This window comes from Shewanella sp. BJSY2023SW007, assembly GCF_047314525.1.
GTDB classification, from domain to species: Bacteria; Pseudomonadota; Gammaproteobacteria; order Enterobacterales; family Shewanellaceae; genus Shewanella; species Shewanella chilikensis.
This window is the reverse complement of record NZ_JBKORL010000004.1, coordinates 37,357-52,204: the sequence shown is the minus strand read 5'-3', so window position 1 is coordinate 52,204 and position 14,848 is coordinate 37,357. Positions and strand designations below refer to the sequence as shown.

General features: G+C 54.0%; 17 protein-coding genes and 1 riboswitch. Of the genes, 4 read left to right on the top strand and 13 right to left on the bottom strand.

Features of this window, described 5'->3' with window-relative positions:
- Positions 1–104 precede the first annotated feature (104 nt).
- Positions 105–992, top strand: a complete 888-nt coding sequence (locus ACMHXE_RS01155; RefSeq protein ID WP_413731149.1) for a LysR family transcriptional regulator — start codon at positions 105–107, stop codon at positions 990–992.
- A gap of 81 nt (positions 993–1,073) precedes the next feature.
- On the opposite strand, the gene ACMHXE_RS01150 is transcribed toward ACMHXE_RS01155, so the two are convergent.
- Complete coding sequence (locus ACMHXE_RS01150) at positions 1,074–1,697, bottom strand: 2OG-Fe(II) oxygenase (protein ID WP_101052974.1); 624 nt, start codon at positions 1,695–1,697, stop codon at positions 1,074–1,076.
- 339 nt (positions 1,698–2,036) lie between these two features.
- On the opposite strand from ACMHXE_RS01150, the gene ACMHXE_RS01145 reads away from it, so the two are divergent.
- Positions 2,037–2,645: a chemotaxis protein gene (locus ACMHXE_RS01145; protein WP_413731147.1), complete on the top strand. Its 609-nt coding sequence runs from the start codon at positions 2,037–2,039 to the stop codon at positions 2,643–2,645.
- 12 nt (positions 2,646–2,657) lie between these two features.
- On the top strand, positions 2,658–3,395 hold the full coding sequence (locus ACMHXE_RS01140) for an MBL fold metallo-hydrolase (RefSeq protein WP_101052970.1): 738 nt from the start codon (positions 2,658–2,660) through the stop codon (positions 3,393–3,395).
- A 67-nt stretch (positions 3,396–3,462) separates the two neighbouring features.
- On the opposite strand, the gene ACMHXE_RS01135 is transcribed toward ACMHXE_RS01140, so the two are convergent.
- From ACMHXE_RS01135 to hinT, 11 genes are all read right to left on the bottom strand, one after another.
- Positions 3,463–4,011 (bottom strand): NAD(P)H nitroreductase, encoded by a 549-nt coding sequence (locus ACMHXE_RS01135; RefSeq protein ID WP_412502521.1) that lies wholly within the window; start codon positions 4,009–4,011, stop codon positions 3,463–3,465.
- A 100-nt stretch (positions 4,012–4,111) separates the two neighbouring features.
- Positions 4,112–4,723 carry a DoxX family protein gene (locus ACMHXE_RS01130; RefSeq protein ID WP_413731145.1) on the bottom strand — a complete coding sequence of 204 codons (612 nt, stop codon included), beginning with the start codon at positions 4,721–4,723 and terminating at the stop codon, positions 4,112–4,114.
- Between the two features lie 218 nt (positions 4,724–4,941).
- Positions 4,942–5,781 (bottom strand): DUF6279 family lipoprotein, encoded by an 840-nt coding sequence (locus ACMHXE_RS01125; RefSeq protein ID WP_208161150.1) that lies wholly within the window; start codon positions 5,779–5,781, stop codon positions 4,942–4,944.
- A 52-nt stretch (positions 5,782–5,833) separates the two neighbouring features.
- A complete protein-coding gene (locus ACMHXE_RS01120; RefSeq protein WP_234555472.1) occupies positions 5,834–6,940 on the bottom strand; it encodes a phosphotransferase in 1,107 nt (368 codons plus the stop codon).
- Entirely contained in the window at positions 6,937–7,587 is a 651-nt protein-coding gene (gene pnuC / locus ACMHXE_RS01115; protein ID WP_208169831.1) for a nicotinamide riboside transporter PnuC, read from the bottom strand. Before pnuC ends, ACMHXE_RS01120 begins: the two co-directional genes overlap by 4 nt.
- Positions 7,588–7,590: 3 nt before the next feature.
- Complete coding sequence (locus tag ACMHXE_RS01110) at positions 7,591–7,851, bottom strand: YkoF family thiamine/hydroxymethylpyrimidine-binding protein (RefSeq protein WP_208135903.1); 261 nt, start codon at positions 7,849–7,851, stop codon at positions 7,591–7,593.
- Positions 7,852–7,914: 63 nt separating this feature from the next.
- A complete protein-coding gene (locus tag ACMHXE_RS01105; RefSeq protein WP_286995431.1) occupies positions 7,915–10,071 on the bottom strand; it encodes a TonB-dependent receptor in 2,157 nt (718 codons plus the stop codon).
- A gap of 55 nt (positions 10,072–10,126) precedes the next feature.
- Positions 10,127–10,236: riboswitch (TPP riboswitch) on the bottom strand.
- Between the two features lie 147 nt (positions 10,237–10,383).
- Complete coding sequence (locus ACMHXE_RS01100; protein WP_093983145.1) at positions 10,384–10,773, bottom strand: YcfL family protein; 390 nt, start codon at positions 10,771–10,773, stop codon at positions 10,384–10,386.
- Between the two features lie 18 nt (positions 10,774–10,791).
- Positions 10,792–11,244, bottom strand: coding sequence for a PaaI family thioesterase (locus ACMHXE_RS01095; RefSeq protein ID WP_039032743.1), 453 nt, complete (start codon positions 11,242–11,244; stop codon positions 10,792–10,794).
- Positions 11,241–11,741: a PaaI family thioesterase gene (locus ACMHXE_RS01090; protein WP_028780462.1), complete on the bottom strand. Its 501-nt coding sequence runs from the start codon at positions 11,739–11,741 to the stop codon at positions 11,241–11,243. Before ACMHXE_RS01090 ends, ACMHXE_RS01095 begins: the two co-directional genes overlap by 4 nt.
- Entirely contained in the window at positions 11,738–12,094 is a 357-nt protein-coding gene (hinT, locus tag ACMHXE_RS01085) for a purine nucleoside phosphoramidase (protein WP_101052958.1), read from the bottom strand. Before hinT ends, ACMHXE_RS01090 begins: the two co-directional genes overlap by 4 nt.
- A 239-nt stretch (positions 12,095–12,333) precedes the next feature.
- Between hinT and ACMHXE_RS01080 the strand changes: the two genes are divergently transcribed.
- A complete protein-coding gene (locus tag ACMHXE_RS01080) occupies positions 12,334–14,088 on the top strand; it encodes a M61 family metallopeptidase (RefSeq protein ID WP_146509263.1) in 1,755 nt (584 codons plus the stop codon).
- Here ACMHXE_RS01080 and ACMHXE_RS01075 read toward each other — a convergent pair.
- A complete protein-coding gene (locus ACMHXE_RS01075) occupies positions 14,085–14,675 on the bottom strand; it encodes a response regulator transcription factor (protein WP_413731140.1) in 591 nt (196 codons plus the stop codon). The two genes, ACMHXE_RS01080 and ACMHXE_RS01075, sit on opposite strands and share 4 nt — an antisense overlap.
- Positions 14,676–14,848: the final 173 nt, after the last annotated feature.

Below are 14,848 nucleotides of genomic sequence, written 5' to 3'. Positions count from 1 at the left end.
CGTGACCAAGGCCATGACTAAGACCAAGGCCAAGCCGCCAAGCATAAAGCGCCTGCCCTAACGCTTAAAAAGTACCGCTTAAAAAACTCGGCAAAGAGGCTGTTATGCTCGAACTCCACTGGCTTAAAACCTTTGTCACCCTGGCCCGCCTGGAACACTTCGGCAAGGCAGCCAATGAGCTGCATATGACTCAACCCAATGTCAGCTTGCATATCAAGCAGTTGGAGCAAACCACCCGGGTAAAGCTGATTGAGCGTAATCCATTTCGGCTGACCCAAGCCGGTGAGCGCTTGTTAAGGAGTGCACACAACACCCTGATGGAGCTGCAAAGCTGCCAGGCCGATCTCAACGCCATCAATGATCTGTGCCAGGGCACCATGACCATAGCCGCCAGCGATATCATTTCCAGATGGCTGCTGATAGGCCCTTTTCAGTCGTTCAAAACCGAATTCCCCGGCATTGACCTGACACTGCTGAACACCACCTCCTCGCAAGCGGCAGACCTGGTAAAAAGCGCCAAGGCCGATCTTGGCTTTGTGATGGCACAAAAAGAGAGTCAACCGCTGCATTTTACCGAGCTAAAACAAGTGAAATGGTACGCCTTGGGCAATGATCTCAAGGCCTGGCAAAGAGGAAAAGTCTCCAGCCCGCAGGAAGCACCGACCTTAATACTACTGGGACACGACACCCGCACCCGGGATCTGATTGACCCGGCACTACCTGAGCTCAAACTGTCGGAATACCGCATCATGGAAGTGGGCAGCGTGGATGCCCAAATAGATTGGGCCGAAGCCGGTTTCGGTATCGCTATAGTGCCGGACTTCGCCCTGCATCCCAAACTCAACCTGCAGTCCTGCATGACGCCACTACCCAGCTTCCCTTCCGCCAGCCTGGGTTACATAGTGCGCCAGAACCAGGTGCTATCCAAAGCCATCAAGAAACTGCTCCATTGGGTAGATGAAGAGATTCTGCGCTCACCGAGTGTTAGCTGAAGCTACTGCATAAGCCTGCTGCCCCTGAACTAAGCTTGTGCTCAAAAATACCGCCCAGAGGCAACATGCCAGTAGTGTTATTTATGGCAGTTCATAACTACCGGCAACCCGGAACCAACCGGCTATGCTGGCACGATCTTTATGGGTTGGCAGTACTTCATGGGGGAAACGCTCGCTCAGGAAGATCACCAGAGTGCCCATTCTCGGCGGGATCTGCTCAAGCAGAACATCGTTTTCTTCATAGAGCATCAGCTCGCCACCATCACCCTGTTGCCAGTCGGGATTCAGGAAGAAGACCGTGGTCAAGATCCGGTTGCGACTACCCCGCAGCGCGTCCAGGTGTTTACGGTAAAAAGTACCAGGGCGGTAAAAGGCGTAATGGCTTTCATAATCGAATAGCCCCATAAACAGGCGCCGGTTAAGCCCATGACGCAAGCAGGCCATGTATTCCAAATAGTCGGCATCCGGCTGTTGTTGTTCATTCAACCAGCGGATCCTGTCTGAACGTATCTCCTGTTCGCGCACGCGCTCATTACCACGGCCGATTTCAGCCCAGCGAAAGCTCTCTACCGGCGAGTGGTTAACCTTATCCAGCAATGCGTTACTCAATGTCTCCGGCAGCACATCCTCAAGCACTATGTATCCCTTGTCCGTAAGTGCATCGGCAATCCTGTCCAATAGTTCATCGTTTAACAGCGAAACCAAATGGGTATCCTCTCTGAAATGCAGCGGCTGTTGTTGCCTATTTATTGACAAAGCCACAACCTAAAAAGCCCCCACTTGAATAAAGCAGGGGCCGATTCTGATAGCAGCGGATACTAGAGCATTCGATTTGGGCTGACAATCAAAATAAAACTTTCAATTCATATAGTTACAACACTAAACATCTATTCTCAAAGAGGCTATTCAAGCTAAACAGAGTGCAAATTCAAGCGCTTGAGTTGTAGCTTGACTCCATTGATGGGAAAAATCAGCTCGCGCCTGTTGGCAAGTTAATTATCTTCTATACTCTCAAACAGGATTATGACTGTAAAACAGTGAATTATGGGATCAGAACGTCAACCAACGCGTCAGTTCTATGTTCGTGCCGCCATCATTGCCGCCGAACTGGAAAAGACTCAGGGCCACTGCAAAGAGATTAATATCATCGCCAGCAATGCCCAGGCGGCATCGATTCGTGCCGGCAGCATGGCGCTGGGCTTTAAGGCGCTGACCCACTCTATCGACGAACTGGCGCATTTCACCACCCACTCAGCCGCAAGAATCAATCATCTGGCACAGACCATCAGCCGCCTGACCAGCGAGCAGACCCGAGTCCGCAAGGCGATGCTGCAATTTGCCTGCGCCAGGGAGAAAGCCCGCAAAGCCCGTTATGGCGACAGTATCACGCCGGCGCTGGAGAAGAACAGCCAACACTTTACGGCCCTTGAGCAGCAGTGCAAACGCCTGAGCCTGGATATTGAATTGCAACTGGAAGAGCTCTGCCAGCAGCTGAAAACCGCTAAAGTGCTGGCCTCGCTGTGCCGCATCGAAGCCTGCCGGATAAAGCCCGCCGACCAGGCCACTTTCAACCATGTTGCCAACCGGGTCGATGCTGCTGCCGGGGCGATCCGCACTCAGGTAGATAAGGCGATTCAATTACTTGAACAATAAGGGAGTACAGGGATGAAGAGCCAACTCTTGTTGGAAACCCATAGCCACAAATGGATCTATTTTGGCCGGGATCCGGACAAACCCGACGGCATCATAGACACCAATCAATATATGTTGGTCACTGCCGAGCAGGCTCTGCTGATGGACCCGGGGGGCATAGAGCTATTTGCCCCCATGCTGGCCAATGTGGTTTGTCACATCCCCATAGAGCAGCTCACCCATCTATTCGCCTCCCATCAGGATCCCGATATCATCTCCTCCCTGGGGTTGTGGGATCAGACTCTGGAGCGGGCCCAGCTGCACGCGCCCTGGATTTGGGAAGGTTTCATCCGCCATTTCGGAATGGAGCATATTCAATACCAGGCCATTAAAGATCAAGGCGACAAGCTGACGCTCGATGGCGTAGAGGTGCAGTTTATCCCGGCGCATTATCTGCACGCTTCTGGCAATTTTCATGTCTACGACCCTATCGGCAAAGTGCTGATGTCGGGCGATATAGGTGCGGCACTGGAAGACGCGGATGCCGGGCTGTTTGTCGATGACTTTGGCCGTCACACCGAGAAGATGCGCTTTTTCCATCAAAGATGGATGCCCTCCAACCGCGCCAAGCAGGACTGGATAGCCAGAATAAGAGAGCTGGAGCTGGACTATTTATGTCCGCAGCACGGGCGGATATTCAGGGGCGAACAGATACCTGAGTTTCTCGACTGGTTCGAGCGCCTGGAGGTGGGGGTTGCGGTAGGCAACTGAGTACAATAGCTTGATGCCATGAGCTTAGCCCATGGCAAGCTTTCCGCCATTGAGTGTCCGGCAGCTATCAGAGATAGCGGGCAAAGGCGCTGCCCTCTTTGGTGGCTTTGAGCGGCGCTTCAACCACAGGGGTGCCCAGATAGAGAAAGCCCACTATCTGATCGTTACCATCGAGCCCCAGTGCCGTGTTGACCGTAGAGTCAAAGGCAAAGGCGCCAGTGCGCCATATTCCGCCAAGCCCCAGGGCAAATGCGGCCTGCTGCATCGCCATCACGGCGCAGCCGGCTGCCAATTGCTGCTCCAGCTCAGGCACCTTGGGATGATCTTTGGTCTTGGCAACCACAGTGATTACCATAGGCGCTCTGAGCGGCAAACCGGCAGCCTTGTTGATAAAGCCCTCGTCGGCACCATCTGCTGTGGCGGCTGCAACAAAAATATCTGCCAGGCGATTGAGCCCTTCACCGGTAGCAATAATAAACTCCCAGGGCGCCAGGCCACCGTGATCCGGTACTCTGGCCGCGGCATCCAGGATAATTTTCAGTTGCGCTTCATTCGGCGCCGGAGCCTGCAGTCGTGGACATGATTGTCGGGTAAGAAGAAGAGTAAGTGCGTCCAATGCGCGATCCTCAGCTGAGATATCAATGACTTCACAGGATACCAAATCCGCCCCGGATCGCCAGAGGCAATAAGCCGGGACGAGTTGTTTTAAGCAACAATCAGCCGAGATTAACGGTTTTGGGCAGCCATTTACGGCCAATAAAATAGTCCACACTGGTGTAACGACCGCCGCCCATAAACAGCAATACCAACAGCATAATGAAATAGGTGATCGCAAACTCAATGCCGTTGTTGAGGATCACCAGGTTACCCGAACTGGTAAGCCAGTCGTAATTGCCGTGCTCCTGCAGTATCCCCTTGGCCCGCTCAAGCTTCTCAACCGAAGCCATCACCCTGTCGTTTGCGAGCCAGGATGAGGGATCGGCAATCGCCAGCCAGCCATTGGACCAGTGCACACTGAAGGCCGCCACCAACATGGTAATACTCATGGGGATAGCCACCAGCCGTGTGGCCAACCCGAGCAGAAGCAACAAGCCACCAAAAAATTCGGTCCCGGCCGCCAGCGCCACCATCACTTCAGGCATGGGCAAGCCCAGCCCCCAATCCGGATTACCGAACCAAGCCGCTGTGTCGCTGAAGTGGCTGAGTTTATTGTAACCGGCCTGCACCAGCACCGGCGCCAGATAGAGCCGCAATGCCAACGGTGCCAGGCCATCGAAGTGTCGCAGTGATTTGAAAAATGCCGCATAGGTTTGAATGATGGCTTGCATGAAAACCTCCTTATTCGGGGGAGTATTCCTGTCATGCTGCAGTTGACCCGGCAATAAGCGATTTTATTTCAGTCTTTACTTTAGAAAGGTGCCAACAAGCCCCATGCCTGCTCTGCGTCCGCTTAAGGGCCTGGATGCAAGGCATGTTTTTCCGGGCAAATGGCCCAATGCCCCTTCTACAGACCAAAGACCCGCTTTACGACCCCATAAGCTCAGGGCTATGCCTGACTCAGTTCATCCAGATCGTCAATCAAGTTGCCCAGCTTACGCTTGAAGTGTTTTTGCTGGCGCTCACTCAGGCTCTGGTGCAGTTGCAACAACAGCATGCCGAAGTTTTCCGTGTTCTGCGCCAATTTCTGCTTGTGCACATCTGACTTGAGCTCATCGGGCGATGTCATCAGCAGCCGCAAGCGCTGCGCCAACAAGTCAGAATCACTGCGTTGCAGCAAGGCTTGTTTGAACTGCCGGAGCCACTCGTGACGATACTCGAGCCACATATCCAGGGTCGCCAGTCGGCGGCTATTGTGTTCATGGATCAGGGCCTTTTGCTGCTCACTCAAACGCCCCAGCCAATCGGCAAACAGCTCCTCCAGCCGTTCATCCGCATCTTCAATCAGTTGTTCCTGGTTTTTGTCCTTGTATTCATCCACCAGCTCCTGCTCATCGGCCTCCAGTTTGGCTATCACCTGGGCGACCTGCTTGTCACTCAAAGAAGCGATAAGGGGCAAAAGATCGTCAAACACCTGGGCAAACAGCCGAAACCAGTGATCTCTTGCCATATCCACATGATGGCGCCAACTCTGTGGCGTTAAAGTGCCATCGGCAAGCTCGGTTTGCAGCGTTTTTAACTGGGCACTGTATCTGGGTAACTCCTGGCTGCGATGCCAGGCGAGAAAAGGGTCGAGAATGGCGTCAAACGCCTGCTCCTGTTGCCGGTCGAGAGTGACATAATCTTCCAGCTGCCACTCTATGGCCCAATCGAGGAAATAATAGCTGACCTTGGTGGAGCAGGCACTGAGCGCAATAAGCAGCGCCAGGGCAATAACAATGCGTTTCATCCATTAAATACTTTAAGTTGGCTAAGGCCAGGCGACAGCTTCCCTGCCTGACTCATTGATGCTTTACAAGATGCCAGAAGTCATCAAACCAGTCGAGATAAGACTGCTGCTGATTGTCCCAGGCCATCTGCAAGGCCCAGCAGCAGGCAAACAGCCAGTAGACATCGACGGCTGCAGCCACGGCCAGGTGAGCATCGCCGGTTAAATGCGGATGCTGCTCAAGATAGTGATAGATGAGCCACTGTTGCCCCTCGGCGCTCAGTTGATGGGATGACAGCACCCCGGCCAACTCAAACAGCGGGTGGGAAGCGCAGGCATATTCAAAATCGACGCACTTGAGTCCATCCTCGGCCAGCAACAGGTTATGAGGATTGAGATCCCTGTGACAATACTGAGGCCTCAGCAGACAGGCCTCCAGCCGAGTGCTGCACTGCTCGAATAACCCTTGGGCCGAGTGAAGTTGCATGAGCCGCTGTTGCCAGCTTGAAGGCTGCCCCCGGCTCAGAGCCATATCATCGAGCCGCTCCAGATAGATGCGCCACTGCTCGGCAACACTGATTTCGAGCTTGGGGGCCGGCAAGCCCCTCAGCCCCAGCAGCAACTCCAGCAGTAAGGCCTGAGGTGATTTGCCTTGCTTGGCTCCCAATACAGCGCCTGAGCCACCTTCATGTTTAGACTCGTGTCTAGGCTCATGTTTAGAATCATGTCTAGGCTCATGTTTGTGCTCAGGCAGGCCAGAGAGGTTCTTTGAGTTTGCATAGGCTTTTTGAGCCGCGCTTGCGATCTCGGCCGCGCCTTTGGATGCGAGTAACTGCTGCCAGTTGGCTTGCGGCGCTTGTTCAATAAAGCGGCTCAGATATAACCCCTTGTCAGCGCTGACCCAAATCAGCCCTGGTGCCAGGTTCGCCTTCTCGGCAACCCGCCAACATGCCAGTTCGTTGTTTCTGTCGCAGATACGGTCTGAGCCCGGGGAGTTGACTCTCAGCACCATTGACTCGCTACCGGCCTGCAAGAGCCAGTTTTGGTTGCTTAGCCCAAGAGTGAGCGGCTTGGCCCCTTCAAGCGGCCACAACTGTAGCCGTTCAAGAGCGGCATTGAGCTCACAGCTCAAACCTTCACCCAGACTGGCTTCAAGTGCTGTCAGCGGTTTGCCTTTCATGCCGCGCCGCTTTCAAGCTGTGAGGAGTCGCGACCGCGGGACTCCTTAGCTCTGGCGCGCCAGATAAAGTATCCGGCTACCGCCATCCCCACGTAGAGCACAAACAAGAGTGAGGTCAACATCAAGCCCTTGCTTAAATAGAGATAGATGGACACCAGATCGATAACCACCCAATAGAGCCAGTTTTCCAGCACTTTGCGCGCCACCAGAAAAGTCGTCATCACAGCAAAACAGCTGGTTGCCGCATCCAGGTAGGGAAAGGCTGCCTGAGTGAAAGTCGCCATCATATGACCGACAAACAGAGACACCAACCCAGTCAACAAAATCAGCACCAGGTGCCGCTGCCAGGGCCAGGAGGTCACAGCCACTCCTTGATGGTTTTCCCCACCCCGGCGCCAGAGCCAGTATCCGTACAGCGCCATCGCCATGTAATAGACGTTGAGCACTGACTCCATCAGCAGCGCGACTTTCCAGAACAGCACAGTGTAGATGGCAGTGCTGGCAAAGGCTGCCGCCCAACACCAGATATTGGCTTTCATGGCCAGCAGCAGATAGGCCAAGGCCAATACCACGGCTACCGCTTCCCAAGCGCCCATTCCCTGGGCCTGAGAGCCGGCCTCTGCGAGCCAGTGCCAGAATTCACTCATGGGTTATTCCCTGTGGCCCAAGTTCAGCTCACCGCCGATAAATTTACAGACAAACACCGCCTTGCCAAATTTCTCGTGTGCCGCCTGCATCTCGGCGGCCAGCATGGCCATCACCTCGGCATAATCACCGCACACCTGTGTCGCCATGGCATTGGTGGTTCTCTCTATGTTGGCATAAGTGTCCAGGCGCTTGATAAACCATTGAATAGGCTCCAGATACTCATCGTGGAGCGGATACATGCTGATTTCGGCAGTTAACTTCATTTTACATCTCCTGTAATGAACCGGGGCACTGCTACACGCCCCGGCCGACAACGGCTTATGCCATCAGATAAATTTGACGTTGAAGGTCACACCAATCTGGCGTGGGTCCCCGTAGCGGATATATTGCTTCTCGGCCCAGTCCTGATCCGGCTCATTGCCGAAGTAGAAACCGCGCACGCCGTATTTTTCATCGAACAGGTTGCGGCCCCAGAGGTAAACCGACCACTTTTCGGTCTCATATCCCAGCTTGGCGTTGACCACCTGATAGTCTTCAGATCGGGAATCATTGCTGTCTGAGTAGTAGAACGCACTCTTGCCACTGCTGTTGAGGTTGGCAAACCAGCCCATGTCATTGCGCCAGGTCATGCCGAGACTATAGGTCCATCTCGGCGAGTGGGCCAGTTCCCGGCCACTGAGATCCACAGGGTTGCCATATTTATCCTGATACAGGTAATCACCGTATTCTGTCTGCAGATACCCAAGGCTGGTGTAGAACTGCAGTGAATCTGTGGGATACCAGTTGGCTTCCAGCTCGGCGCCATAGTTATTGGAGCTGCCGGCGTTTTCGGTGAACAGAATAAAGCGCTGGGGATCGACAGGATCCTGCAGCGAGGCCGCTACCTGCTGATCTTCCCTGTCCATAAAGAACAGTGCCAGACGAGTATCCAACAAGCCATCGGCCCAGCTGGATTTCAGCCCCAGTTCATAGTTGTAGAGGATTTCGGTATCGAACTCTTTCTTGTCGGCCAGCTCCTGGGGCAGCGTCATATTGAAACCACCAGCCTTGTAGCCCCTGGCTATCCGAACATAGGCTTCATGGTGTTCAGCCAGCGCCTTGGACAGGGCGATATGGCCACCCCACATGTTTTCCGATGGGCTAAAGGCATCACCATTGCTGTCGCTGTAGTCACTCTCACGTCGCTCAATACGAGCACCGATAGACAGGCTGTAGCCCGCCCCCAGATCTGAGTCCAACTGGGCAAACACCGCATAGTTACTGGCGCTGTAGCGGGAAGTCAGCACTTCATCCGGCCAGCTGTTGTATTCAGAGTAGAGATCATTGTCCTCATCGAGATCCATAAAATAGAGCCCGGCCAGCCAGTCTGTGCTGCCGCCGAAAATCCGCCCGGCCTCGTTAGAGCTGAATCTGAACTCCTGTGACAGAGTACGGCGCTCGCCGCGTTTATCCCAGGTGTAATCGTACTCACAGGGTGCGCCGCCGCACTCTTTCCCGGCCCAGTAATCCGGGTTGGCCCAGTCACCGTCGTAACCGTGGTGATGATCTGTTGCGGCATAGCTTGACAGGGACACCAGCTCAAAAGCCTCAAAGCCGGTATAGCTCAGCTTGAGACTGGATCCCGTGGTGCGCTGCTTGTCGACGCCCGGCGCATCGGTAATGGTATCGAAGCCGTTATTGTCCAAAGTCCAGGCATCATAACCATTGTCAAAATCGGCATGCAGTAGAGTGAAATCCGCCTGCAATTTGTCGGTGGCGTACCAGCGCAGCTTGATACGGCCGCTGAATTCATCACGCTCATTGGTATCGTCACGGCCCAGATACAGGTTGTCGCGATAACCGTTCTGCTTGTGTTGCTGCAGCGCCACACGATAGAGCAGCTTGCCGGAATCAGTCACTGGGCCGGAGCTGAAGCCGCTAAAGGTTTGCAGATTATCATTACCGAGCGAGACTTCGGCGCCGTGCTCGAACACGTCTGTGGGGTCATTGCTCTTGAGATAGATAAGACCGGCCAGGGCATTGGCGCCATAGCGGGTGCCCTGGGGGCCGCGCAGCACTTCAAACTGCTGCAGGTCGTACAGGCTGGAAACGCTGCCCAGCCCGGAGAGATCGATATCGTCGATAATAAAGCCCACAGAGGAGTTGGGCGCTCCCTGGTATTGCTCCTGCTCACCTACACCGCGGATCTGGAAGTATCTTGGCCGGGAGCTGGCACCTGACCAGTTGAAGTTGGCTACGTTACCCAACATGTCTTCGAAATGCTCGGCGCCTTGATCTTCAATGCGCTGCTCGTCGATAACAGTCACGCTGGAGGGCATCTTTTCCAGCGTCAGACCACGAAAGTCGCCGCTGACGACTATCACTTCCATGGCTTGTTGCTCATCTTGATTTTCAACGCCGGGATTATCGGCGGCATGAACGGGTGCCCACAGCAACATCTGAATGGTGCTGGCAAGCAGAGTAGGTACGGTAAACTTGGACATAGGACCTCAAATATTCACTGTTTGAGATCCGGCAATAAGAAAGCGAGTTGAAAGTGCACGAATTGTGGCCCATTCCTACGCCGGTACTAGCCGGATCAGGTTCTAAGGGTTCGTCATACGACATCTCAGTCAACCGCAATGCGGTAAACACCCCTTGGCGCGGGCCAGTATACACGAGTTACCAACAAAAGTGAGCCAGGTTGCCAAATTGTACCTGAGGGCATAAAAAAACCGCCCACTCCAATACTCCCATTCGTTGAGCATTCAACGGGAATAATGACTCGGGCGGCAGTGGTGCCGAGGTTGCAACTTTTAGTTTGAAAAGGCCTCGCGCACATAGATCTCAAAACGGCTGGCGGTCGGATTCGGCGCCACGGCGCTCACCTGCAACTGCTGTTTACCATGCAGCTTGACCGACTTCCAGGACACACCTTCATCATCCAGGGTATAGCCGCTGGCATCATACCAGGTGAATTTGTATTGAATGCGCATATCGGTAGCGACTTTGCTGCTGATTGTGGCTGTGCCTCTGAGCAAGCCGCCCTCGCCTCTGGCCATAAGATCACCGACACTTACAGAGCGGGCAAAGCTGCTATTGTCGATACGGCTTTCACCAGTCGAGCTGGCATACACCCCGGCCGTATGGTTGGCGCAGCCTGCCAGAGCCAGCAGGGTTGCTGCTATTACCAAGACTTTTTTCATCTGCCAATCCCTTAATTCTCAATCAATCAAAAAGTGTGCCCGGGCGGTTGCAATCAACTGCTTGCGGTTGGTTTGCCAGCAGTCGATATTGACATTGGCCACTCGCCGTCCCTGACGGGTAATTCGGCACTCGGCGAAGCTGTCCTTATGATAACCGGCACGTAAATAGTCGATGGAAAAATCAACTACCTTGGGCACCTTACTGGTTTGCATAAACACCATAAGCTGGATGATGGCCGACATCTCCATAAACCCGGCTATCACCCCGCCGTGAATGGCCGGCAGAACCGGGTTACCTATGTTGTCATCTTTGGCCGGCAGACGAAACACCAGTTCATCGCCAAACCTTTCAACCAACATGCCAATAAAGCGGGCGTAGGGCACATGCTCAAGCAAGTGACTGAAATCATTGGTTTCTGTCACTTTTGCAACTATGCTTTTTACATCCAGGGATGCCTTGGGATCTGTCATTTCGTCTCCTCACCCATCAGTGCCTTGCGGAAAGTGTCCCCTATCATTTCAGGGCTTATCCGCATAAAGGAACCAACCGCATGGGCGATGGGGTCGTCTATACTGTCCTGATAGGCAATGGCCCGGGTGAACGCTACGCTGGATGACAACTTATAACACTCGGCAAAACCATACACCGGCTTGTGGGGCTCGGCGGGCTTCATATAGTCCACCCGCAGATCCAAAGTCGGCGAGATCTCCAGCGAACCATATTTGTCCTTGATGGCACAAACCACGGCGCAGCCACTGGCAGTATCCATCAAAGTAGTGATAACCCCACCATGAATAACCCCGGTTTCAGGGTAACCCACCAGCTCGGTGCTGTAAGGCAATTCTATCAGTACATGGTGCTCACTGGCCTCATGCACCTTGAGCCCGAGGCGGCGGCACTGGGCCAACTGGTTGACGAAACGGGTAGCCAGAGTCGTCAGCGGGAAAAACTCCGGATTGACTTTCATGACGCTGAACTCACCATAGGCCCCAAGGCTTTACCGCCAAGCAGATGCATGTGGATGTGGAACACTTCCTGGCCGCCATGTTCATTACAGTTGATGATTAAACGATAACCGTCCTCGGCGATCCCGGCCTCGGTGGCCAGCTTGGCGGCCACAGTCACCATACGGCCTATGGCCTGCTCGTCAGAGGCCTTGGCGTCATTGACCGTGGGGATCAGATGATTGGGCACTATCAGCACGTGGGTGGGCGCCTTGGGATTGATGTCCCGAAAGGCGGTTACCAGTTCGTCCTGATACAGTATGTCCGTGGGAATTTCACGGCGGATAATTTTGCTGAATATGGTTTCTTCGGCCATTTTGCCACTCCGGTGTGTCGGTTCAGGCTCGGCCCAAGGGCCAAACCTCTGTGTTCTTGGCAGTATAATACCATTCGGCCCGGAGATGTAATCGGCCACGGCGATTTGAACCCCAAGCCATTTAAAACTCGGCAAGTAATTGCCGCAGCCTGGCTTTTTTGGCAGCATTGTCGCCATGCTCAGCCGGATAGCACCCAATTTGGCTCCCGGCACTCGCCAACGATTCACACGGATATCAGATGATCAGTTATCAGATTTGCCCCATAGATCCCCACGCTCACCTGTTCGAGGTCAAAATCACCATTCAGGCACCAGCCCCAAGACAAGAACTTTGGTTGCCATCCTGGATCCCGGGCAGCTACATGGTTCGCGATTTTTGTCGCAATATCATAGATCTTAAAGCCTTTGATGAGCAGGAGCGTCCGCTCAGCATTACTCAGCTCGACAAACAGCGCTGGCAGATAGATTCCAATGCCGAGTCGCTGCATCTGCGCTACTCGGTTTATGCCTGGGATATGTCGGTGCGCAGCGCCCACCTGGATCAGACCCACGGCTTTTTCAACGGCAGCAGCGTCTTTTTGGCGGTGGCCGGCAAAGAGCTTGAGCCGCTGGAGCTGGAAATTCAGCCTCCCAAAGAGGAAGCCAACTGGCAGCTGGCAACAACCCTGAGTCGAACCGAAGGTGAAGAATGGCAGTTCGGCCGTTTCAGCGCCGCCAACTATGATGAGCTTATCGACCATCCAGTGGAGATGGGCACCTTTACCCACGGCAGCTTTGAAGCCTGTGGCGTGCGCCATGATGTGATACTGACCGGACGTCACCGCTGCCACATGCCCAGGCTGCTTGACGATCTCAAGGCTATTTGCGAAAGCCAGATCCGCCTCTTCGGTGAAGCGCCGTTTGAGCGCTACCTGTTTATGACCCAGGTATTGGGCAATGGCTTTGGAGGACTGGAACACAGAGCCTCCACCGCCCTGCACTGCTCCCGCAAGGATCTGCCGCTGAGTATGGAGATGCCGGTCAACAAGGATTACCGCACTTATCTGTCGCTCTGCAGTCACGAATACTTCCACAGCTGGAACGTCAAACGCATTAAGCCTGCCAGCTTTATTCCCTATGCGCTGGAGGCTGAGAGCTACACACGTCAGCTGTGGGCTTATGAAGGTATCACTTCCTACTATGATGACCTGATGACACTCAGAGCCAACAGGATTTCCAATGAGCAATATCTGGAGATGTTATCCCAGACCATGACCCGGGTGTATCGCATGCCGGGCAGGCAGTTGCAGAGCCTGACAGATTCGAGCTTCAATGCCTGGACCAAGTTCTACAAACAGGATGAAAACGCCGCCAACGCCATCGTCAGCTATTACACCAAGGGAGCTTTGTTTGCCCTGTATCTGGACTTGACTCTGAGACTGGAAACCCAGGGAAAATACACACTGGATAACCTGATGCAAAAGCTGTGGCAGGCCTTTGGCAGCCAGGGGATAGGCACTGAAGATGACTCTCATCGCCGCCTTTATGAGGAGCTGCTTGGCCGGGATGCCAGCGCAGAATTTGCCTTTCTGGATAATACCCAAGAGTTGCCACTGGCGCCCCTGCTGGCGCAATTCGGAATCGAGATGCAGCTTCGCAGTGCCCAAGGCGCTCAGGATCAGGGCGGTGGGGATGTTGAAGGGCAAAAAATCGGCTTTGGAGCCCGCTACAAGGCTGAAGCCCTGGGGTTAAGGATTGTGAGTGTGACCAACGGCAGCGCGGCTCACAGCGCCGGGCTCGCGCCTCAAGACCTGTTGATTGCCGCCAATGGTTTGCAGGTCGGCGCTCTGTTTGAAAATGAACTGCAGCAATATGAGCCCGGCGATAGTCTGGAGCTGCACTTCTTCCGCCGTGATGAACTGATGACAGGCCAACTGCCTATCAACCCGGCGGCAATAGATACTGTGTCACTCAAACTCACCGATCCAGCCAAAGCCAAGGCCTGGCTGGGTTAAGAGCCTTGACTCTCGGCCACATCGGCCATCAAGTGACGCTGGGCCCAGGCCGTCACCTGGGCTCGATTGTTTACATTCAGTTTGCCAAACATCCGATAAAGATGGGTCTTAACCGTACTCTCACTGACATACAGGGAAGTGGCAATCTGTTGATTACTGAGCCCGGCCAGTAGCGCCTGCAGCATCTCCCGCTCCCTGAAAGTCAGCACATCGCCACTGAGCTCGCCCTTGGCCAGCCGAGATTGCAACTCAAAAGGAATATCGCAGCCACCCTTCTGCACAATATCCAGGCCACGGCCTAGCTGTGCCAAGCTCGCCTCGGGATAGAAAACCGCCTTGACCACAGACGGCAACAACAGGCATTCATACTCCACCCTTTTGGGATAATGCAGTAACACCACTTTGCAACTGCGGCTCTTGGCGGCCTGTTTAAGGATTTTATAGCCCAAGGCCGACTCCACTGTAGCCAAATCCAGCAGCATGTCGACATCGGCTCTCAAGGCATCAGCGTGCCATCGCTCGGGGGAGAAACAGGACAAGCGCACCAGAAACTCCTGCGGCCAACGGCTATCCATCAGCTCGGTCAACAGAGCAGATCTGGCCCCCCCTGCCAATGCATCACATTGAACCTAGGCTGCCCTCAGCTAAAAACTCGAAACCTACATAGCCGGAACATGCGTATCAAAATAGACAACTGCTTGAAATGGAAGCACAGATCTCTACCAAAAACTCAAAATGAATAAGAGTTAACTGAACAAGC